Origin of the sequence: Mycobacterium haemophilum DSM 44634, assembly GCF_000340435.2 — a bacterium.
Classification (GTDB): domain Bacteria; phylum Actinomycetota; class Actinomycetes; order Mycobacteriales; family Mycobacteriaceae; genus Mycobacterium; species Mycobacterium haemophilum.
The window spans coordinates 2,845,651-2,868,296 of record NZ_CP011883.2; the positions used below are offsets into that span (position 1 = coordinate 2,845,651).

Consider the following 22,646-nt stretch of genomic DNA (forward strand, 5'->3'; position numbering starts at 1 on the left):
TCGTGCTATTTGCGGTGTTCGGCGCGCTCGGATTCGGTTGGCGTAGTTGGTTACAGCACCGGCGTACCGGATCGACCGGTTTTCGTGGCACCAGCGGCCGGATTGGTTCGCTGGAATGGATGGCCGGGGCGGGCTTTGTCATCGCGCTGGCGGTGGTAGTGAGCTCTCCAATCCTGCAACGGGCCAACATTGTTGAACCTGTCGGTGTGTTGCGGGCAGTTTGGATTCCGGTCGCCGGGATCCTCGTCGCGATTGCCGGGATCACGGCGACGGTTTATGCGCAGCTGCAGATGGGCGATGCCTGGCGAATCGGTGTGGACGAGCAGGAGGCCACCATGTTGGTGCGCACCGGAGTGTTCGGGCGGGTGCGCAATCCTATCTATACCGCCATGTTCATATTTGGCCTCGGGATCGCTTTGGTGACACCGAACCTCGTTGCCATCGCGGGGTTCGTCCTGCTCGTCGCCACGACCGAGGTACAGGTCCGCCGCGTCGAGGAACCTTACCTGTTGCGGACGCACGGCGACTCCTATCGCGCCTACACCGCCACCGTGGGCCGGTTCATCCCGGGTGTCGGGCTGATCCGCGAGCGAGGCTCCCGGCGCACATCGTGAGCAATGGCTCTCCCGGTCTGGAAGGCGCGCCGCAATCGACTACTCTTCGGGTACTTCGCGTTCGATCTCGTCGAGCCAGATCCGTGCGGACATATCTGACGGGGCACGCCAATCCCCGCGCGGCGATAGCGCGCCTCCGTGAGACACCTTGGGGCCATTGGGCAACGCTGATCGTTTGAACTGACTGAACGAATAGAACCGCTGCACAAAAATCTGTAGCCAATGCCGAATCTCCTTGAGTGAGTAAGACAGTCGCTTATCCTCCGGGAATCCGGGCGGCCACTTGCCGCAATCGGGATCGCTCCAGGCGTGCCATGCCAGGAAAGCGATCCGGGACGGACGAAATCCGTACCGCAAGACTTGAAACAGCGAAAAATCTTGCAGCGCAAACGGGCCAACCTTTGCTTCGCTGCTCTGAAGTTCTTCTTCCTCATCGCTTGGAATAAGCTCCGGAGTGATCTCGGTGTCGAGTACCGACTGCAGCACCTCATCGACCTGCGACTCGAACTGACCCGACCCGATGACCCAGCGAATCAGATGCTGCACCAACGTCTTTGGCACACCGGCATTGACGTTATAGTGCGACATCTGGTCACCCACACCGTAGGTCGACCAGCCCAGCCCCAGCTCCGACAGGTCACCGGTGCCGAGCACGATGCCGCCATGCTGGTTGGCCAGCCGGAAGAGGTAGTCGGTGCGCAGCCCCGCCTGGACGTTCTCGAAGGTGACATCGTAGACCGCCTCGCCGCGTGAGAACGGATGACCGATCTCTTTCAGCATCAACGTTGCGGTGTCTCTGATGTCGATTTCCGTGAACGTGACACCCAGTGCGCGACACAGCTCGGTGGCATTGCGTTTGGTGCGATCTCCGGTCGCGAACCCGGGCAGCGTGAACGCGAGAATATCGCTGCGCGGGCGTCCTTCTCGGTCCATCGCGCGCGCGGCGACGATCAGCGCATGTGTCGAGTCCAGTCCGCCAGAAACTCCGATGACAACCTTCGGGTAGTCCAATGCGCGCAACCGCTGTTCGAGCCCGGAGACCTGGATGTTGTAGGCCTCATAGCAATCCTGCTGCAACCGCTGCGGATCGGCTGGGACGAACGGAAAACGCTCAACCTCGCGGCGCAGTCCGATGTCGCCAGCCGGCGGCTCGAGCCGAAACTCGATGCGCCGGAATGGCTCGACTAACGCTCGGTGATGGCGGCGGTTGTCGTCGAAGGTGCCCATGCGCAATCGCTCGGATCGAAGCAGTTCGGTGTCGACGTCGGCGACCGAGCGGCGTTCCTCCGTGGGGAAACGCTCGGATTGTGCGAGCAGCACCCCATTCTCCCAGATCATCGTCTGGCCGTCCCAGGCCAAGTCGGTCGTGGACTCACCCTGCCCCGCGGCGGCATAGACGTAGGCGGCCAGACACCGCGACGACGCCGAGCGGGCCAGCAGGCGACGGTCTTCGGCGCGGCCGATCGTGATCGGGCTGCCGGACAGGTTCGCCAACACCGTCGCGCCCGCCAACGCAGCTTCGGCACTGGGCGGTACCGGCACGAACATGTCCTCACAGATCTCGACGTGCAGCACCAGGCCGGGCAAGTCAGCCGCGGCGAACAGCAGGTCGGGGCCGAATGGGGCCGCCACGTCGCCGATGCCGATGGTGCCGCGTTCGTCGTCTCCGGGTGCGAGTTGACGACGCTCGTAGAACTCCCGGTAGGTGGGCAGGTACGACTTGGGCGCCACACCGAGCACCACACCGCGGTGGATGATCACCGCGGTGTTGTAGATGCGGTGCCGGTAGCGCAGCGGGGCGCCGATGACCAAAACCGGCAACAGATCGGCGGAGGCCGAGACGACATCGAGCACGGCGTCCTCGACGGCCTCGAGCAACAGGTCCTGGAGCACGATGTCCTCGATGGAGTACCCGGACAGCGTCAACTCCGGGAAGACGGCCAGGGCCACGCCGTCGTCGTGGCACTGGCGGGCCAACCGCAAAACCGACGCGGCATTGGCCGCCGGATCGCCGATGGAGGCGTGATGGGTGCACGCGGCGACGCGGACAAAACCCTGGCTGTAGGCGTTGTAGAAGTCCATCGCCCTCTCATTGTCACCCGAGTGGTGTCACCAAGCGTTCGCCGGGTTGACACGCCGAACTGACAGTGCAGCGCGAGCGTCCGCAGAATGCCAGCGTTATCGGCGTGTCGCTGTACAGCAACGCGCCCTCGCACGGGGGTATTGGGCCCGCGTTACACCGAGACGAGGTCGTCCGCGTGCACCGCGGGCCGGCGCAGCTCGCCGGGCAGCTCCGAGGTCGACCGGCCCATCATGGCGGCCAGCTCGGTCGCGTCATAGGCGACCACACCGCGGGCGACCATCGTCGCATCCGGTCCACGCAATTCCACGACATCACCGCCGTAGAACCGGCCCGACACCGCGGTGATACCCGCGGCCAGCAGCGAGCGGCGTTGCTGTACCACTGCGCGCACCGCACCCTCGTCCAGAGTCAGCGAGCCGGCAGAGTCGGCGGCATAGCGCAACCAGAACCGGCGGGCCGACATCCGGTCTCCCCGCGCGGCGAACACCGTGCCGATCGAGGCGTCCGTAAGCGCGGTCGCGGCGTCAGCCGCGGCAGCCAGCAGCACTGGCACGCCCGCATCAGCGGCCAGCAGCGCCGACGACATCTTCGACACCATTCCACCGGTCCCCAAGGAACTGCCCCGGCCGGCGACCACACCATCGAGATCCGCCGGCCCAGCCACCTCGGGAACAAAGCGCGCGCCGGGGTTCTTCCGCGGATCCGAGTCGTAGAGCCCGTCGATATCGGAGAGCAGCACCAGAGCTTCGGCGCCGACCAGGTGCGCCACCAGGGCCGACAGCCGATCGTTGTCCCCGAACCGGATCTCGTTGGTGGCCACGGTGTCGTTCTCGTTGACGATTGCCACCGCATGCAGCGCCCGCAACCGGTCCAGGGTGCGCTGGGCGTTGGTGTGTTGGGCTCGCATCGAAATATCCTGCGCGGTCAGCAACACCTGCCCTACCGTGCGGCCATACCGGGCGAACGCCGCACTCCACGAGTTCACCAGCGCGACCTGCCCGACGCTGGCCGCGGCCTGCTTGGTCGCCAAATCTTTTGGGCGACACGATAATCCGAGCGGCTCGATGCCGGCGGCGATGGCACCCGACGACACGATGACGACGTCGGTACCGGCCTTCATCCGCGCCTCTATCGCGTCGGCAAGCCCGGCCAGCCGGCTAGCATCAAACACCCCGGACGGCGTGGTGAGCGCGTTGGTCCCAACCTTGACGACCAGACTCCGAGCAGTCCTGATGGCGTCGCGAGGTGTGCTCACGACTGGTCACCGTGTTCGCGGCGCTGACGCGGCCCATCGGCGCCGCTCCTCCTCATCGCTTCCGCTCTGCATCGTCGCTGACGCCGCGCAGCCTTGCGCTCGGCGGCACCGACGCGGTCGGTGCGGTCCAGCCGCGCATCGGTGCCCCGGCCCGACAGCGTTGTTCCTGCGAACTGTTGCCCCGCAGGCGTTTGCGGCTCCCAGTCGAACGTCATTTCACCGATGGTCACGGCACACCCCGGTCGCGCACCCAGCCGCAGCAGTTCGTCCTCGACACCGAGACGCGCCAGCCGGTCGGCGAGATAGCCGACGGCTTCGTCGTTATCGAAGTTGGTCTGGTGAATCCAGCGTTCGGGGCGCGTGCCGGTAACCACGAAGCCGCCCTGTCCGTCCGGTTCGACGGTAAAGCCGCTGTCGTCGACGGGCACCGGACGAATCACCGGCCGTCGCGGCACCGGCTCCGGCCGCGCGGTGTGGTACGCCGAGATCAGCTGCCACAGCCCGAAGATCAACGGCTGCAGGTTTTCCCGAGTGGCCGTCGACACGGTAAACACCGGCCAACCGCGCTCGGCGGCAATGTCGTCGCGAACGAACTCGGCGAGCTCGCGGGCGTCCGGCACGTCGATCTTGTTGAGCACCACCGCCCGGGGCCGGTCGGCGAGGTCACCCAACGTCGCATCTGCGTGCAGTGTCGGGGAATACGCCGCGAGTTCGGCCTCCAGCGCGTCGATGTCGGAGATCGGGTCACGGCCAGGTTCAGCAGTCGCGCAATCCACCACATGCACCAGCACCGCGCACCGTTCGATGTGCCGCAGAAAGTCCAGTCCCAGGCCACGGCCCGCCGAGGCGCCCGGGATCAATCCGGGCACATCAGCCACGGTGAACGCGTGCTCGCCGGCCGAGACCACGCCGAGATTGGGCACCAGCGTGGTGAACGGGTAGTCGGCAATCTTGGGTTTGGCCGCCGAGATCACCGACACCAGCGACGACTTTCCGGCCGAGGGAAACCCGATCAAACCGACATCGGCGACGCTTTTGAGCTCCAGGGTGAGGTCACGGGACTGGCCTTGCTCACCGAGCAGTGCGAAGCCGGGCGCTTTGCGGGCACGCGACGCGAGCGCGGCGTTGCCCAAGCCACCGCGACCGCCAGCGGCGGCTTCAAAGCGGGTGCCCGCGCCGACCAGGTCAGCCAGCAGCCGGCCGTCTTCGTCCAGGACGACAGTTCCGTCGGGGACTTTGACTTCCAGGTCCGCGCCGGCCGCGCCGTCGCGGTTGTTGCCCATCCCCTGTTTGCCGGACGGCGCGGTGATATGCGGCCGGAAATGAAAGTCCAGCAGCGTGTGCACCTGGGGGTCAACAACGAAGACCACGCTGCCGCCGCGGCCACCATTGCCGCCATCGGGGCCACCTAACGGCTTGAACTTCTCCCGATGGACCGACGCGCAGCCGTTACCGCCGGAACCCGCCCGGGTGTGGATGACGACGCGATCGACAAACCGAGGAGGCATCGGTTATCAGTCCTCCGAACGTAGCGCCAGGGCGAAAAATACCTCGCGGAGGCGCCGCAGCGTTTCCCCCGCAAGCGGGAGGTGCCCCCAGCTCGCGAAGCCTAAGCCTGCGGCGCAATGCTGACGGTCTTGCGTCCACGCTTGACGCCGAATTCGACGGCTCCCGCCGCGGTGGCGAATAACGTGTCGTCGCCGCCGCGCCCGACATTCATGCCGGGATGGAACTTGGTGCCGCGCTGGCGGACCAAGATCTCACCGGCCTTGACGACCTGACCGCCGAACCGCTTGACGCCCAGCCGCTGAGCGGCGGAATCGCGACCGTTACGCGAGCTGGAAGCGCCCTTCTTGTGTGCCATCTGTTCGCTCCCTACTTGATGCCAGTGACCTTGAGGACGGTCAGCTGCTGACGGTGTCCCTGCCGCTTGTGGTAGCCGGTCTTGTTCTTGAACTTGTGGATACGGATCTTGGGCCCCTTGGTGTGCTCGAGCACCTCACCGGTCACCGCAACCTTGGCCAACGCTTGAGCATCGGTGGTGACGGTGGCGCCGTCGACGACCAAGGCGACCGGCAGCGACACCTTGGCTCCAGGCTCGGAGTCGAGCTTCTCGATCTTGACCACGTCTCCGACGGCGACCTTGTACTGCTTGCCGCCGGTCTTGACGATTGCATAGGTCGCCATCGTTGCTCCTGCCTCTATCTTTCTAGCCGCTGCTGGGCACGTCGCGCGCGTGCCACCGGCTCTGCGCGTAGCTGAGTCTGGGGTGCGGGCCCACACCTGATCACTGGGCTGAGTCCCGCTGTCGCCGGGCTAGTCTAACCGCCGGCCTGTCGACAACTGCCCAAGGGTACTTGACCAGCGGCTACAGGGTCAAACCGGTCCCCGACCGCTGCTCGATCGGGTGCAGGTCAGTCCAGGTGAACCGGTGGCCCGGCCGGACGGCCCGCCGCGCGCCGCCGGCGCGGACGGGCAAAACCTGATCCGGCGCTGATCGGGATAGTGGGGCTGTCAGGCAGTTCGGCGTTGTCGATGTCGGAGTCTGACTCGTCAACGTCGAGGTCGTCGTCGAGATCGAGTTCCTCGTCGCTAAGGTCCTCCTCGCCAAGATCTTCGTCGTCGTCGAGTTCCTCGTCATCGTCGAGTTCGTCTTCCTCGTCGGTGTCTTCTTCGTCGGCGTCGAAGTCGTCCTGGTCAACATCCTCTAGACCAGCGGCAGCCTGCTCGTCGATCTCCCCGGTGAGTTCCGCAGCGGACTCGTCGGATTCGGCGTCGCCGCCAACAACCACCGAGGACGAGCCCGCGGCCATCGCCTTGAACATCGGATGCTCGCCCGGAGCATGAACCGGCACCCTTGCCATCACCGGGGCCACTTCCGGCTCGTCCGACCGGTTCTTCTTCGATCGCTTGCTTCGCCGACCACCTGACTCAGACTTGCGCCCCGCCGCCGGGGCCGAATCGACCGGGTCGGCATGCAGCAGGATCCCCCGACCCGTGCAGTTCGGGCACGAGGTCGAGAACGCTTCGACCAGCCCGGTGCCCAACCGCTTGCGGGTCAATTGCACCAGACCCAGCGACGTCACCTCGGACACCTGGTGACGCGTGCGGTCGCGAGCCAGCGCCTCGGTCAGTCGGCGCAACACCAAGTCGCGGTTGGACTCGAGCACCATGTCGATGAAGTCGATCACCACGATGCCGCCGATGTCACGCAGCCGCAGCTGGCGCACGATCTCCTCAGCTGCCTCCAGGTTGTTCTTGGTGACGGTCTGTTCGAGGTTGCCCCCGGACCCGGTGAACTTGCCGGTATTGACGTCGATCACCGTCATCGCCTCGGTCCGGTCGATCACCAGTGTGCCGCCCGAGGGCAGCCACACCTTCCGGTCCATCGCCTTGGCCAGTTGCTCGTCGATGCGATGCACCGCGAACACGTCGGGCCCGTGCTGCCCGTCCGGCCCGATCGGCGGCTCGTATTTTGTCAGCTTCGAAACAAGTTCGGGAGCAACAGAATTCACATACTCATTGATGGTGTTCCACGCCTCGTCGCCGGAGACGACGAGGCCGGCGAAATCCTCGTTGAACAGGTCGCGGATGACCTTGACCAACACGTCCGGTTCTTCGTAGAGGGCCACTGCGGCGCCAGCGGCCTTCTCCTTGGTCTGGGTTGCCTTGGCCTCGATTAGTTCCCAGTGCTCCTGCAGGCGGGTGACGTCTTTGCGGATGTCGTCCTCTTTGACACCCTCTGAGGCGGTGCGGATGATCACGCCCGCGTCGGGCGGCACCACCTCGCGCAGGATCTCCTTGAGGCGCTGGCGTTCGGTGTCGGGCAGCTTACGGCTGATCCCGGTCGACGACGCCCCCGGAACGTAAACCAGGTAGCGACCGGCCAACGACACCTGCGTGGTGAGCCGCGCGCCTTTGTGCCCGACCGGGTCCTTGCTGACCTGGACGACGATGTAGTCGCCGGGTTTGAGGGCCTGTTCGATCTTGCGGTCGGCCCCGCCTAATCCGGCGGCTTCCCAGTTCACTTCTCCGGCATAGAGCACGCCGTTGCGACCGCGACCGATGTCGACGAAGGCCGCCTCCATCGACGGCAGCACGTTCTGCACGATACCCAGGTAGATGTTCCCCACGAGGGAAGCAGAAGCGGCTGAGGTGACGAAATGCTCGACCACGATGCCGTCTTCGAGCACCGCGATCTGGGTGTATCGGGCGCCCGGGTGCGGCGGCTCAGCGCGGACCCGATCGCGCACCACCATGACCCGCTCGACGGCCTCGCGGCGAGCCAGGAATTCGGCCTCACTCAACACTGGTGGACGACGCCGTCCGGCGTCGCGCCCGTCTCGGCGGCGTTGCCGCTTGGCCTCCAGTCGAGTCGAACCGTCGATACCCTTGATCTCGGCGCTGCCCGCGCCGTTGTAACCATCGTCAGAGCTAGCAGACCTGCCAGCCGCGCGGGGTGCCCGTTCGTGCACGACGGTGTTCGGCGGATCGTCGGGCGCGGGCCCCTCGTCGTCGTCACCGGACCCCGACTTGCGGCGTCGGCGCCGACGGCGGCGGCGGTTGCCGGCTTCCGACGACCCGTTCTCGTCGTCACCGGCTTCGGTGTCTTCGGAGTCGTCGGAATCTTGCCCATCGAGGTCCTCAGCGTCGGCCTCGTCATCCGAGTCGCTCTGGATGTCGGATCCACCCTGTTCACCGCGACCCCGGCCACGACCCCGACGGCCACGACGCCGACGACGGTTCGCCGGTCGATCGGCTTGGTCTTCGTCGTCGTCCACGTCGGAGTCGTCACCGGATTCCACACCATCATCAGCGCGGGCGTCGTCATCGACTTCTATCGGTTGCGGCGCCACGAACAACGGCATGTAGTGCGGCCGCTCTATTGCAGTCTCGAGCAGCAGCCGGGATTCGGGCTCTTCGGGCGCGGCCGGGTTATCAGGTACGGCAGTCAGGTCGAGAGGCAAGTCGGGTTGGCTGGCCAGCAGATCACGGACCCGGACCGCGTCGACGCGGTCGACGCTGGAATGTGCGCTACGGATCCGTCCGTCCAGAGCGCTCAGCGCATCCAACACTCGCCTGCTAGTGGTTCCCAACGTTCGGGCTAGCGAATGGACTCTCAAGCGGTCGGGCAGTTCCTCATGCTGCGTCGGCTCTTGTGATGGGTCTGAAGGGGGTGCACCGTCTATCACGTATTCTCCTCAAGCCCCCGGGCGCGTCCGATCGACGCGGCCACGCGAGGGCTTCGCTATGTGTCCGGGTCACTTCTCCCGGACTTGTGATGGTCTCGCCCCGAGCAGCTCATCTAGAGCTCACTCGGCGCCGTGCTGAATGACGGCTCGACACGCCGCGCCACGTCGCGGGATCGCGATGGTCGCGCTTGTCCAAGTCTTCATTCGGGTGTCTGACGCCGGTACGACGACGTTCACCCGCTATCAGTATCCCACATTGCCGGGCGCGTCCACTCGCCCCTGATTTGGCTACCCACGGCCCGTTCAGGAACCCGCTCAGAACCCGGCACGCCCCCTCTCGTTCTCGCCGTTAAACGCCGGGAAACCACAGCGCGATTTCGCGCTTTGCCGAATCGGTCGAATCGGACCCGTGCACCAAGTTGAACTGCGTTTCCAACGCGAAATCGCCCCGGATTGTGCCCGGTACCGCCTTCTCCACCGGGTCGGTGCCCCCGGCGAGTTGGCGAACCGCCGCAACGGCACGTGGTCCCTGCACGATCGCTGCCACCACCGGACCCGACGTGATGAACTCCAACAACGATCCAAAAAATGGTTTGCTCTCGTGCTCGGCGTAATGCTGGCTGGCCAGCTCCTCGCTGACCTTTCTGAGCTGCAGCGCCGCGATAGTGAGGCCTTTCCGCTCGATGCGGCTGATGATCTCCCCAATCAATTGCCGTTCGACGCCGTCCGGCTTGATCAATACGAGGGTCCGTTCGGTCACGGCGCACAGCGTACCGAACGGCTCGCCGATCAGTCCGACGGCGGCACCGGAGTTATTTCTGGCGCCGGCGGACCTCGGCGCGGAAATAGGCGATCAGCGCCCACACCACGGTGAACAGCACACCGATGAATCCCACACCGGGATACACCGCGAAGCCGGCCAGCGCCACCACCTGTACACCCAGGTTCACCCAGATCGCCCAAGCCCTGCGCTGCAGTCCGGCCAGGACGATCAACAGCCCGGCCAGCCCAAGCAGATAGATCAGCGCAGCCGGCGTCAGCCCGCCGCCGACCGCGCCCACCACCGGTAGCGCCAGCAGCACCACGATTGCCTCGAGCAGCAGCGTCGCGGCCATCACCGCGGCCAAGCTCTTCCAGGGGTCGGCCGGTGGCAGGGGCTTTGGGGGGATTTGGCGGCCTTGCTCCCCCGGGCTGTCAGTCATTGCGGGTCGCGCCCAAACAAGGTCCGGGCGGCGCCGGCGGTGACCACCGAGCCGGTGATGACGATCCCGCGGCCGGAGACGCCGAACCCCTCGGCTTCCTCATCGGCTGCGGCGTCGTCGACCAGCGCGGTCGCTGCGTCGATGGCGTCGCGCAGGTTCGCCACGCTGATCACCCGGTCGGGGCCGAACCGCTCCCGCGCCGCCAAGGCCAGCGACTCGACATCCAGCGCCCGCGGCGAGCCGTTGTCGGTCACAATGACGGAATCCAGCACCGGCTCTAGCGCGGCCAGGATACCGTCGATGTCCTTGTCGGCCAGCACGCTGAGCACCCCGACCAGGGTTCGGAAGTCGAATTCGTCAACCAGCGTGCGCGCCAACGCGCCCGCGCCGGCGGGATTATGGGCGGCGTCGATGAACACCGTGGGGGCGCTGCGCATGCGCTCCAACCGGCCGGGGCTGATGACGGCGGCGAAACCGGCCCGCACCGCCTCGACATCGAGCTGGCGCTGCGCCCCAGCGCCGAAAAATGCCTCGACCGCCGCAAGGGCCAGGACCGCGTTGTGCGCCTGGTGTTCGCCATGCAGCGGCAGATAGATGTCGTCATAAACCCCACCAAGCCCCTGCAGCTGCAGCACCTGCCCACCGATTGCAACCTGGCGGCCCAAGACTGCGAACTCGCAATCCTGCCGGGCGACTTGCGCGTTGGCGGGTACCGATTGGGCCAACAGCACCTCCATCGCGGCCGGCGCCTGGCGGCCGATGACCGCGACGGTATCCGGCGCGCCCTCGGGGGCTTTCGTGATGATGCCCGCCTTCTCGCGGGCGATCGCGGCGACGTCGTTGCCGAGATACTCGACGTGGTCAATGCTGACCGGGGTGATGACGGCGACCGGTGCATTAATCACGTTGGTCGCATCCCATCGCCCGCCCAAGCCCACCTCGACCACCGCGATGTCGATGGGCGTATCCGCGAACGCCGCGAACGCCATCGCGGTGACGACCTCGAACTTGCTCAGCGCCGGCCCCCCGGAGGACTGCGACTGCGCGTCGATCATCTGCACGAACGGTTCAATCTCGCGGTACGTCGCCACATACTGCGCCGGGCTGATCGGTTTTGCATCGATCGCGATGCGTTCGACCGCCGACTGCAGGTGCGGGCTGGTGAAGCGGCCAGTGCGCTGGTGCAGCGCGGTCAGCAGCGCGTCGACCATCCTCGTCACCGAGGTTTTCCCGTTGGTGCCGGCGATGTGTATCGACGGGTAGCTGAGTTGCGGTGAGCCGAGCAAATCCATTAACGCGCTGATCCGGGTCAGGCTCGGTTCGATACGGGTCTCTGGCCAGCGCTGGTCCAGCAGGTGTTCGACCTGCAACAGGGACGCGATCTCGTCTGGTGTGGGGGCCGCGTCGATGGGCTCGAAGGTCATTGCAGTGCGGCCAGCCTGGCCATGATCCGATCGGTTTCCTCCTGGGCCACGCGCTGACGGTCACGGATCTTGCCGACGACGTGTTGGGGAGCCTTGGCCAAGAAGTCCGTATTGGCCAGTTTGGCGGCCGTCGATTCCAGGTCCTTTTGCGCTGCGGCCAAGTCTTTTTCGAGGCGGCGGCGTTCGGCGGCCACATCGATGGAGCCCGACGTGTCGAGTTCGACGACGACCGTACGGTTCACGTTGGGGCCCAGCCGAACCTCCAAGGACACGGACGGGCGGAACTCGGGACCCGGTATGGTGAGCCACGCTAGCGATGTCACGGCGGCCATCTGGGTGCTCAGATCGGCGTCGTCGACACCGGACAACCGAGCCGGCACCTTCTGTCGATCGGCCAGACCCTGATCACTGCGGAACCGGCGGATCTCGGTCACCAGCTTCTGCATATCGCTAATCCGCTGCGCGGCAACCGGGTCCAGGCTGATGCCGGAAGGCTCCGGCCAGTCGGCGATCACCAGTGACTCTCGTTGGGTCAGCGCCTGCCAGAGCGTTTCAGTAATGAACGGCATCACCGGGTGCAGCATCCGCAGCAGCGTATCGAGCGCCGCAGCCAGCACTGCTGTGGTGTGCGTGAGCCCATCGGCAAGCTGCGCCTTAGCCAATTCGACATACCAGTCACAGAACTCGTCCCACGCAAAGTGGTAGAGCGCCTCGCAGGCGCGACTGAACTCGTAGCTGTCAAAGGCTGAATCAACTTCGGCGCGAACCTGTTCCAGCCGTCCAAGAATCCAGCGATCGGCATCAGTCAGCGCTGTCAGCGCGGGCAAGGGCGCCAGTGCAGCACCGTTGAGCAGTGCATACCGGGTGGCGTTGAACAGCTTGGTGCCGAAGTTGCGCGACGCGCGGACATGATCCTCGCCGATGGCCAGATCACCACCGGGGCTAGAGCCGCGTGCCAGCGTGAAGCGCAGCGCGTCAGCTCCGAACATCTCCATCCAGTCCAGCGGGTCGATGACGTTGCCCCGGGACTTGCTCATCTTGCGGCCGAATTCGTCACGGATCAGCCCGTGCAAGAAGACGTCGGTGAACGGCACCTGCGGGCCGCGGCGACCGCCTACCGTGATGGCGTCGTCCCCGCCGACGAAGGTGCCGAACATCATCATCCGCGCGACCCAAAAGAACAGAATGTCGTAGCCGGTGACGAGAACACTTGTCGGATAGAACTTTTCCAGCTCCGGAGTCTTTTCCGGCCAGCCCAGCGTGGAAAACGGCCACAGCCCGGACGAGAACCAGGTGTCCAGCACGTCAGGGTCTTGCTCCCACCCCTCAGGGGGTGCTTCATCGGGACCCACGCACACCTGTTCGCCGTTGGGCCCGTACCAGATCGGGATGCGATGCCCCCACCACAGCTGCCGCGAGATGCACCAGTCGCGCATGTCGTCAACCCAGGAGAACCAGCGCGGTTCCATGCTGGCGGGGTGAATCACGGTGTCCCCGTTACGCACCGCGTCGCCGGCGGCCTTGGCCAGCGATTCCACCCTGACCCACCATTGCAGCGACAAGCGTGGCTCGATGACTTCGCCGCTGCGCTCTGAATGCCCCACGCTGTGCAGGTAGGGTCGTTTCTCCTCGACGATGCGGCCCTGCGCCGCCAGCGCTTCGCGCACCGCGATGCGGGCCTCGAATCGATCCATGCCGTCGAATTCGGTTCCGGTGTCAGCGATACAGGCCTTGACGTCCATGATGTTCGGCATCGGCAGGTTGTGCCGCAATCCGATTTCGAAGTCGTTGGGATCATGGGCGGGTGTGACTTTGACTGCGCCGGTGCCGAATTCGGGGTCGACGTGCTCATCGGCGACGATTACGAGTTCGCGGTCGACGAACGGGTGCGGCAGCGTCGTCCCGACCAGACTCCGGTAGCGCTTGTCATCGGGATGCACGGCGATGGCGGTGTCGCCGAGCATGGTCTCGACCCGGGTGGTGGCGACCACGATGTGTGGCTCGTCATCGTCGAGTGACCCGTAACGGAGCGAGACCAGCTCGCCCTCGATCTCGTCGTATATGACCTCGATGTCGGAGATCGCTGTCCGAAGTACCGGCGACCAGTTGACCAGCCGCTCGGCTTGATAAATCAGCCCGGCGTCGTAGAGCCGCTTGAAGATCGTCCGCACCGCCCGCGACAAGCCGTCGTCCATGGTGAACCGGTCGCGGTTCCAGTCCACCCCGTCGCCGAGCCGGCGCATCTGGCCGGCGATGGCACCGCCGGATTCACGCTTCCAGTCCCACACTTTGTCGACGAACAGCTCCCGACCGAAGTCCTCCTTGGTCTTGCCGTCGACCGCAAGCTGCTTTTCCACCACGCTTTGAGTCGCGATGCCCGCGTGGTCCATGCCCGGCTGCCACAGCACCTCGTAGCCCTGCATCCGTTTGCGGCGGGTCAACGCGTCCATCATGGTGTGTTCCAGCGCGTGGCCCATGTGCAAGCTGCCGGTCACGTTCGGCGGCGGAAGCACGATCGAATACCCGGGTTTTGTGCTGGTGGGATCCGCGGCGAAGTAGCCGGCGTTCAGCCACTTCTGGTAGATCACGCTCTCCATCGCGCCTGGGTCCCACGACTTGGGCAGCGGGTCAGCGGAGGGCCTCGGGCTGGCGGTCACCGGTCAATTCTAGGGAGCCCGATTAGCGCGCGCGAAAGCGCCCGAAGTCGCAGGTGATGGGTCTGCGTTGGGTCTGCGATTACGGAATGGTGAGGACCTGGCCAGGGTAGATGAGATCAGGGTTGGGCACGCCGTTGGCATCGGCGATCACACCGTATTTGCTGCCGTCGCCGTAGAAGCGTTCCGCGATGGCCGACAGGGTGTCCCCGGACACGACGGTGTACGTCCGGGCGGCCGGTTTCGGCGCCGGCTCGGAAATAGCGTCACAAACTGGCTGCGCCATGGGCTCGTCGGCGCTCGACTGCTCCGCGGCAGTGGGCTCAGCCGCTGCTGGCGGTGGATTCTCGGTCTCGGTGTGCGTCGACCAGGCCGGCCCATCAGCGGCGTAAAGCACCAGGTTGCGATCATCTTGAAGCACGAGCTTGACGTCCTTCTTGCCCTTGGTGTGGGTGTCCCACACCGGTTTGTCCGCCGTGTACAGGACGAAGTTGCCGTCACGCTGCACTTCGGCGCGCACCACATTCTGGCCGGTAGTCGACGTCGACCACAGGGCCTGGCCACGGGAGGCCAGCACCAGGTTGCCGTCGTCCTGCAGGGTCAGGGTATAGGCGCCATTGTGCGAGGCAAGCGATTCCCCGCGCACTAGCTGCTGTCCTTCGATGAGCGTGTCTAACATGACATTCCCTCTCGTTACCAGTCCGGTCGGCTGGTGCCGGACATCATTGCCGGTGCCCGATGGCCGGGCGCCTGCAGATCATGGTTCGACCTGGGCATTTCCCCTATCGACGCAACCGAAACCACCCAGCAGCTGGCTGTGTTGGGCTACTTCTTGTCTTGCGAGTTGTGCTGCAGCCCGCTGAGCAACACCGGCACCAGCATGTGGACCGCGCCGACGTTATTGGCGCCGAGCTTGGCTGCGATTTCCGATGCGGGAATCTGGGCGTAGAGACCATCAAGACCGGCCATCGGTGTGTCCACCTTCATTGCTAGATATATAGCCAAGTCGATTACGACACTAGCCCGATCCGATCTCCGGCGATACCCCTCAGCAACGCCGTTGCCGCCGCCGAAATCGCGAGTGCACAGTCAGATCTGAAGGGAAGGAACCGAATCCGCAGCCGTGGTCGATGCGGCTTACCGTCGCCTCGCGGCCGGTCTCAGTTCAATCGCTCGGTCTGCAGCGACACACCCGCGGCGGGGAACCGTGCCAACAACGCATCACCCATCGCGGCCGCGGGCGTAAGCACGCCCCGCAGGCCGGTGAGCTTGTCACGGTCGAATGCCAGCGCCAGACCGCACTCCCCGAGCAGCACCGACGTCGCCTGGTAACCGGGGTCGCCGTCCTGCGCCATGCGCGCCACGTACCGGGCACCGGTTGTCGTGGTGGTGTATGTCTCGATCCGATAGAAGCCGCGCTCCCGAGTCGCCGCACTTGGGCCGGTGCCGGGTTTGGGAACGACTCGCTCCACCAGCCCACGCGGCAGTAGCCGGAAGTAGCGGCTGCCCAGTCCGGACATCACGTTGCCGACCCCGCTGACGATGGCCGACGCCACCGGCGCCACGGTCGACGAGCCTAGGCTCATGCTTTCGCTATAGCGGAACCGTCTGCCATACGCCCAGCCCAATAACGCGTTGCTGCGCCGCACGATCCGCGTGTTCGTCGGCGCCATCATAAATCCGGCCGTCCACAGACCGGCCAGTTCCGGCGCAATCTGACGGCCACGACGCCACGGCAAATCGGGTTGCGGGCCGAGTTCGGGCTCGGCACCGCGGTCGGTGCTCAGCGTGTATGGATCCGCGAATTGGCGACGCATGTCGGGATCACTGGAGACGGTGTGCAGCACTTCCAGCAGCGACGCGATGGTGCCGCCGGAGAGCCCGCCGGCCACGGCACGCACCACGAAATCGGTGCCGACCAGCTCACCGGCACCGTCCTCGGTAGCCGTGCGATACAGGGCGTAGACGGTCAGATCCGATGGCACCGAGTCGAATCCGCAGGCGTGGACGATGCGGGCGCCGGTGTCGACGGCCTGCTGGTGATAAAGGTCGATGCTGTTGCGGATGAATGGTGGCTCCCCGCTCAGGTCGGCATAATCAGTACCGGCACCAGCGCAGGCAGCCACTAACGGAAGCCCGTAGCGGGTGTAGGGCCCAACCGTAGTGACGACGACTCGGGTCCGGGCAGCCATCTCATTCAGGGTCGATGGCGATGCCGTATCGGCGGCCAGAACCGGCCAGGACTGCGCGGATTCCCCCAGGATGTCGCGAACGGCCCGCAGCCGTTCCGTTGAGCGGCCGGCCAGTGCAATGCGGGCATCCCCACCGGCCCGGGCTAGATATTCGGCAGTCAGCTTCCCGACGAAGCCTGTGGCTCCATATATGACGATGTCGAATTCGCGCTGGGTTGCGGTCATCGGCCCGACGCTACTCTCGACACCTCAGCTGCTCCCCGCGCGTGTCGGGCGCGTATCGGGAAGGAAGACAGCCCAGGTGCCCCACTGCGTACCGGCCGTCTCAGGGTATCGCGGGCCTGGGCCCCGAAGGTCCGGCATTGTTGGCGTGCGACAGCGGTCCGTTCCTGGGCAGTCAGTTCAGGTAGTTTGTCAGCCGCGCCGGCCACAGACCGGCCAGGCGCCGATGCCCTGGGAGCGCAGCACATTCTCGGCCACCCGGATCTGCTCCTCGCGGCTCGCGTTGTTCGCCGATCCGGAGCCACCATTGGCTCGCCAGGTGCTGGGGCTGAACTGCAAGCCGCCGGAGTAGCCGTTACCGGTGTTGATCGACCAGTTGCCACCGGACTCACACTGCGCGATCGCATCCCAGTTCACGCTGTATGCCTTGATCGGCACCGGAGGCGGCGGGGGCGGCGCCGGATCAAAACCCACCGGCGCCGGGGGCGGCGGCACGTCGGGCGCCGGAAGCGGCGGGGGCGGCGGCACGTCCAGGGCGGGCCCGGCCGGCCCCAAGTTCGGGTCCATGCCCACCACATCCGCGTTGGCGGTAGCGGCGGATGACACAGTCACGAGCGCCCCCGTGACGGCGGCGACGATGAGCATCTTGCGGACGTTCTTCAAGACTGTTCCTTTCGCGGTGCGCGCACCAAAGCCAGCCCACGGTTGTGGGTTGGGGTGTTTTGTCCATGCGGGATTGCTGCTTTGGGACGTGTCGTCTGCTCTGACACGACAGCGGGGCCTGAGTTGTCCGGCGGCTGCTACCACCGGCTTCGGAGCGACTGTCGCCGTCCTCAGCCCCGCTCACACGCGGGTCCGTGGATTATTTTTTATGGGCCCATATCGGGCCGCGTTGAGCACAGTACGAGACCAGATTGCATTCGTCATCTTCAACAAAACGCATATCTCGGTCCTATAACGACCCGATCACGGCGCAATCGCAGAACTATCTCTGCAGGTCAGCCATCGGTTTTCAACTGGCGCCAATACTTCGCCACCAAGATGTACTCGTGAGCCAAATCACGCAAATACTGTGGGCTGGGACACGAATTGGGCCGAAAGTGACACAGCCAGTTCGGCCTACACCGCGCGACCATGAGAGATGTGGGGCGATAGCGAGGTTCGCCGGATTCAACCCCACCGCGCCCGAGCCGGGCCAACAATTCCCGCCTACAAATCTAAACAGCAAGCGCTACAACATTATTCGACGATCTCCATGAGCAGGAAAGCGACATCGCACGCTATCCGGGATCGGCGCGATACAATTACTTCACATCGACAACAATTTCTATCAGCTACCAATGCTTGTGGACATCAATGGCCGCGCAGCGCCCCGCCCGGCCAGGCGCGATCCGATCGGGCAAGGATCTGATCTGCGATTTTGGGTAAACAAATTCGCCACAAAACTCTCTGGGCGCAGGCAATGCCACATCTGATTGAATCCAACGCGCCGGATGACTCAAAACAACGCTGTTCCAACACAATACGGTATGCGTCCAGGCCGCCCAGATGGATCTACTCCGAGTCAGCTCACGCGAATATGACACGTCACCGTCTCGATTAAAGAGAACTTTCTCGCCAGACAACCGGGCAAATTACTCTGTGATTCGACAAGGAATTTGGAGCGAAAAATTACGGAATAGCCGACTCAGAATCCGAACTGCGTTAATGCGCGCAAATCAGCGGCCGTATTGACGTTCGTCAACGGCCGCGAGTCCGACATCACGATCCGCTGCGTGTCCGACGCGTCGACCAATGCGCGCATCGTGCGCTCACCGGCGGCCACCAACGCATCAGCTCGGTCGGCCAGATCCGTCCGGTACACCGCGGAGAGGTAGTGGTCCTGGCCGTCCCACGGCAACACGACCTCGGCGGCAGTCTCGCGGGCCCGGCGGACGAGGTGATCGATCAATTCGACGGAGAGAAGCGGCATGTCGACGGCGCAGACGAACGCAAGCCGAGCACCCGCCTCTGCCGCCACCCGCAATGCCCGCCCGGTCGCCGGCAACGGCCCCAGCCCGCGCACCTCGTCGCGCATGATGCGGGCCTGCAGCGCAGGCAACGGTTGTCCTGGGGCGGCCATCACGAAAACCGGTTCGCAGCGCTGGACAACAATGCCAAGGACGTGCTCAACCATCGTGGTGGCTCCCCCAGGCACCGCCAAGCTGGCCTTGTCACGGCCCATACGCCGCGATTCGCCCCCAGCGAGAACGACACCGGCCAGCGACACCGCGTCGAGCATTGGCTCAGCCACGTCAGTCGACGGTCCAGGTGTCGCGCCCACGCACCAACGATTGCAGTGCGGCCCTATCGGACGCAGTCGAGCTCTGGGCGGCACGGACCTGAGAGCGGGCCGCGTCATCGTAAGTTGGCCGGCTGATCTGGCGGAAGATGCCCAGCACGGTGTGGTCGAGGTTCTGATCGGATAGCCGCGATAGCGCAAACGCATAGGCTGCGTCGTCGGTATATGCGTCATGCACGACGATCTCCTCGACAGCGACGTCGGCGGTCTTAGCCACGTCGAGGGAAAAGCCGGACTTCACTACGCAGTATTCGCCGTTGGCGCCAAACACGATCGGCTCGCCGTGCCGGACATTGATCACCCGCTCTTCGGCGCCCTCTTTGCGCAGTGCGTCAAACGAGCCGTCGTTGAAGATGGGGCAATCCTGCAGGATCTCGACCAGGGCAGCGCCACGGTGCTGAGCCGCGGCGCGCAGCACCTCAGTGAGCCCGTTGCGGTCCGAGTCCAGCGCGCGGCCGACGAAGGTCGACTCGGCGCCCAGCGCCAACGACACCGGGTTGAACGGGTAATCCAACGAGCCCATCGGGGTCGATTTGGTGACCTTGCCAACCTCTGACGTCGGCGAATACTGGCCTTTGGTTAACCCGTAAATCCGGTTGTTGAATAACAGAATTGTCATGTTGATGTTGCGGCGCAGCGCGTGGATCAGGTGGTTGCCGCCGATCGACAACGCGTCACCGTCACCGGTGACCACCCACACCGACAGATCTTCGCGAGCCAACGCCAGACCGGTCGCGATCGCCGGCGCGCGGCCGTGGATCGAGTGGAACCCATAGGTCTCCAGGTAGTACGGGAACCGGCTAGAGCATCCGATGCCGCTGATGAACACGATGTTCTCGCGGCGCAGCCCCAATTCGGGCAGAAAGTTGCGGATGGTGTTGAGGATGACGTAGTCGCCACAGCCCGGGCACCAGCGGACCTCCTGGTCGCTAGTAAAGTCCTTGGACTTCTGCGGCTGTTCCCCGGGAGACACAGTGGGCACACAAGCATGTTTCGTCGACGTCGGAGTCACTCCGAGGTCGGTGCCCGCCAGATTGCCGATCGCGCTAGTCATGAGCGCCGCTCCTCCTCATCGCTTCGCTCGGCATCGCCGCATCGTCGCATCGTCGCGGCGCGGGTCATGCCAACCATGCATTAGACTCCCGCTCCAACCGTGGCCGCCGCCAATCTGGCGACCATCGTCTTATCTTGCTCGATCTCAGCCAGTGTGCCGCCCAGCGCGGCACGGATAACGCGGCCCACCTCGTCGGCCAGGAACGAAACACCCTGCACCTTGGTGACCGACTGCACGTCGACCAAATACTTGCCGCGCAGCACCATCGCCAGCTGACCCAGGTTCATCTCCGGTGCCACCACCATCGGGTAACGCCGCAGCACGTCGCCCAGGTTGGCCGGGAATGGGCGCAGGTACCGCAGGTGGGCATGCGCGACCTTGATGCCCTTGCGCCGGGCGCGTCGGCAGGCTTCACCGATCGGGCCGTACGAACTGCCCCACCCAATCAGCAGCAGCTCGGCATCTGAAGTCGGATCGTCGACCTCTAGATCGGGAACCCGGATGCCGTCGATCTTGGCCTGGCGCAACCTGACCATGAGGTCATGGTTGACCGGCTCGTAGGAAATGTTGCCGGTGCCATTCGCCGCTTCCAACCCACCGATGCGGTGTTCCAGACCGGGGGTGCCCGGGACTGCGAATTGTCGAGCCAGTGTTTCCGGGTCACGAGCATAGGGCTGGAAGGGCTCGTCGGGTTTGGCGAAGGTGTGCTCGATGGGCGCCAACGCGCTGACGTCCGGGATTCGCCACGGCTCCGAGCCATTGGCGATGGCGCCGTCGGACAACACGATTACTGGCGTGTGATACGACACCGCGATGCGCACCGCTTCGAGGGCAGTCTCAAAGCAATCCGACGGAGACCGCGGTGCCAGCACCGCCACCGGTGATTCCCCATTGCGGCCATACAACGCCTGCAGCAGGTCAGCCTGCTCGGTCTTGGTCGGCAGACCAGTCGAGGGTCCGCCCCGCTGCACGTCGATAACCAACAGCGGCAGTTCGGTCATCACACCGAGGCCTAGCGCCTCGGTCTTCAGCGAAAGGCCTGGGCCCGATGTGCTCGTGACTCCCAGCGCACCGCCGTAAGCGGCGCCCAGTGCGGCGCAGATACCGCCGATCTCGTCTTCCGCTTGAAACGTGATCACGTTGAAATTCTTGTGCTTGGACAGCTCGTGCAGGATGTCCGATGCCGGTGTAATCGGATAGCTGCCGAGCACGACCGGAACGTTGGCAAGCTGGCCGGCTGCGACGATGCCGTAGGCTAGCGCGGTGTTGCCTGAGATCTGCCGGTATTCGCCGGCCGGCAGCGTCGCTGGGGGCACCTCGAACGTGGTGCCGAAAGCCTCGGTGGTTTCGCCGTAGTTCCAGCCCGCCTTCAGCGCGAGGACGTTGGCCTCCGCGACATCGGGCTTGCGCGCGAACTTCTCCCTAATGAAAGTTTCGCTGGTCAGGATCGGCCGCCCGTACATCCACGACAACAACCCCAGCGCAAACATGTTCTTGGCGCGCTGCCCGTCTTTCTTGGACGCGCCGATCACTTCGACTGCCCCGAGGGTCAGGGTGGTCATCGGGACGGCGTGAACGACGTATTCCTCCAGCTCATCGGACTCCAGTGGGTTGGTTACGTAGCCCACCTTCATCAGGTTGCGCTTGGTGAACTCGTCAGAGTTCGCGATCACCATTCCGCCACGCGGCAGATCGCCAAGGTTGGCCTTCAGCGCTGCCGGATTCATCGCGACAAGCACGTCCGGTCGGTCGCCGGCGGTCAAGATGTCGTAGTCGGCGATTTGAATCTGGAAAGAGGAGACGCCGGGCAGGGTGCCTGCTGGTGCGCGAATCTCGGCGGGGTAGTTCGGCTGGGTAGCCAGGTCGTTGCCGAAAAGCGCCGCCTCCGAGGTAAACCGGTCGCCGGTCAGCTGCATACCGTCGCCGGAATCCCCGGCGAAACGGATAACAACCCTTTCCAGGCGTCGTCGGTTGGGCCCGGTATCAGCAGCAGCCCCAGTATGAGACTCTGACCCGGCGCCGCTGCCATTCGGATCCACGTCTCCGCCTTCCATCTGTTCTCCGGACAGGCACTCCGCGCTGCAGCTTCAGGTTACGCGCCGTCGGAGTGACTCCCCCGCGCTCGCGCTCTATGTCACTGGCGGTGCCAATTATGGCACTGCTTCATGAGGCATACGCCCGTCGTGGACCCCGGACAGGCGGCGAGTTCGCCGTCAAAAGACCACGTCAGTGAGGGATAGCTGGGGCGAACGTACGAAACTGTGGTATTAGTCACGTCTGCCGGGCACAGGCCCACATCCGAGCAACTCCACCCGGTGAACACGTTCATTTTCTGGTGCCGATCCCGACGTCCCGGCCGGCCTGAGCGTTCTCGTCGCAGGGCTCGAACGGAATTGCCCGGCTCCTCAGCCGG

General features: G+C 64.9%; 18 protein-coding genes. 1 reads left to right on the forward strand and 17 read right to left on the reverse strand.

Annotated features, from left to right (window positions below):
* The first annotated feature begins 170 nt into the window (after positions 1–170).
* Positions 171–614 (forward strand): methyltransferase family protein, encoded by a 444-nt coding sequence (locus B586_RS13375; RefSeq protein ID WP_414738722.1) that lies wholly within the window; start codon positions 171–173, stop codon positions 612–614.
* Between the two features lie 39 nt (positions 615–653).
* Here the strand turns inward: B586_RS13375 and B586_RS13380 are convergent, their stop codons facing one another.
* From B586_RS13380 to B586_RS13455, 17 genes are all read right to left on the reverse strand, one after another.
* Positions 654–2,696 (reverse strand): NAD(+) synthase, encoded by a 2,043-nt coding sequence (locus tag B586_RS13380; protein WP_054879692.1) that lies wholly within the window; start codon positions 2,694–2,696, stop codon positions 654–656.
* Positions 2,697–2,848: 152 nt separating this feature from the next.
* A complete protein-coding gene (gene proB, locus B586_RS13385) occupies positions 2,849–3,952 on the reverse strand; it encodes a glutamate 5-kinase (RefSeq protein WP_047315034.1) in 1,104 nt (367 codons plus the stop codon).
* Positions 3,949–5,460, reverse strand: coding sequence for a GTPase ObgE (gene obgE, locus B586_RS13390; protein ID WP_054879691.1), 1,512 nt, complete (start codon positions 5,458–5,460; stop codon positions 3,949–3,951). Before obgE ends, proB begins: the two co-directional genes overlap by 4 nt.
* A gap of 101 nt (positions 5,461–5,561) precedes the next feature.
* Entirely contained in the window at positions 5,562–5,816 is a 255-nt protein-coding gene (gene rpmA, locus B586_RS13395; protein ID WP_047315032.1) for a 50S ribosomal protein L27, read from the reverse strand.
* An 11-nt stretch (positions 5,817–5,827) separates the two neighbouring features.
* Positions 5,828–6,139, reverse strand: coding sequence for a 50S ribosomal protein L21 (rplU, locus tag B586_RS13400; protein WP_047315031.1), 312 nt, complete (start codon positions 6,137–6,139; stop codon positions 5,828–5,830).
* Between the two features lie 227 nt (positions 6,140–6,366).
* Positions 6,367–9,144, reverse strand: coding sequence for a ribonuclease E (gene rne / locus B586_RS13405; RefSeq protein WP_054879690.1), 2,778 nt, complete (start codon positions 9,142–9,144; stop codon positions 6,367–6,369).
* A gap of 349 nt (positions 9,145–9,493) precedes the next feature.
* The gene (ndk, locus tag B586_RS13410) at positions 9,494–9,904 is read right to left on the reverse strand and encodes a nucleoside-diphosphate kinase (protein ID WP_047315029.1); all 411 of its coding nucleotides are present in this window, start codon (positions 9,902–9,904) and stop codon (positions 9,494–9,496) included.
* A 52-nt stretch (positions 9,905–9,956) separates the two neighbouring features.
* Positions 9,957–10,346, reverse strand: a complete 390-nt coding sequence (locus B586_RS13415; RefSeq protein ID WP_047315028.1) for a DUF4233 domain-containing protein — start codon at positions 10,344–10,346, stop codon at positions 9,957–9,959.
* Positions 10,343–11,770, reverse strand: coding sequence for a bifunctional tetrahydrofolate synthase/dihydrofolate synthase (gene folC, locus B586_RS13420; protein WP_054879689.1), 1,428 nt, complete (start codon positions 11,768–11,770; stop codon positions 10,343–10,345). Before folC ends, B586_RS13415 begins: the two co-directional genes overlap by 4 nt.
* Entirely contained in the window at positions 11,767–14,427 is a 2,661-nt protein-coding gene (locus B586_RS13425; protein ID WP_054879688.1) for a valine--tRNA ligase, read from the reverse strand. The genes folC and B586_RS13425 overlap by 4 nt, the downstream gene beginning before the upstream one ends.
* Positions 14,428–14,506: 79 nt before the next feature.
* Positions 14,507–15,103: a LysM peptidoglycan-binding domain-containing protein gene (locus tag B586_RS13430; RefSeq protein ID WP_047315025.1), complete on the reverse strand. Its 597-nt coding sequence runs from the start codon at positions 15,101–15,103 to the stop codon at positions 14,507–14,509.
* Positions 15,104–15,249: 146 nt separating this feature from the next.
* Entirely contained in the window at positions 15,250–15,393 is a 144-nt protein-coding gene (locus B586_RS20975; RefSeq protein ID WP_156166323.1) for a hypothetical protein, read from the reverse strand.
* Positions 15,394–15,584: 191 nt separating this feature from the next.
* The gene (locus B586_RS13435) at positions 15,585–16,841 is read right to left on the reverse strand and encodes a saccharopine dehydrogenase family protein (RefSeq protein WP_047315024.1); all 1,257 of its coding nucleotides are present in this window, start codon (positions 16,839–16,841) and stop codon (positions 15,585–15,587) included.
* Positions 16,842–17,030: 189 nt separating this feature from the next.
* On the reverse strand, positions 17,031–17,501 hold the full coding sequence (locus B586_RS13440; protein ID WP_047316949.1) for a transglycosylase family protein: 471 nt from the start codon (positions 17,499–17,501) through the stop codon (positions 17,031–17,033).
* A gap of 1,024 nt (positions 17,502–18,525) precedes the next feature.
* The gene (gene mobA / locus B586_RS13445) at positions 18,526–19,119 is read right to left on the reverse strand and encodes a molybdenum cofactor guanylyltransferase (RefSeq protein WP_047315765.1); all 594 of its coding nucleotides are present in this window, start codon (positions 19,117–19,119) and stop codon (positions 18,526–18,528) included.
* Positions 19,120–19,132: 13 nt separating this feature from the next.
* Complete coding sequence (locus B586_RS13450) at positions 19,133–20,233, reverse strand: 2-oxoacid:ferredoxin oxidoreductase subunit beta (protein ID WP_054879687.1); 1,101 nt, start codon at positions 20,231–20,233, stop codon at positions 19,133–19,135.
* An 80-nt stretch (positions 20,234–20,313) separates the two neighbouring features.
* On the reverse strand, positions 20,314–22,272 hold the full coding sequence (locus B586_RS13455; protein ID WP_156166336.1) for a 2-oxoacid:acceptor oxidoreductase subunit alpha: 1,959 nt from the start codon (positions 22,270–22,272) through the stop codon (positions 20,314–20,316).
* Positions 22,273–22,646: the final 374 nt, after the last annotated feature.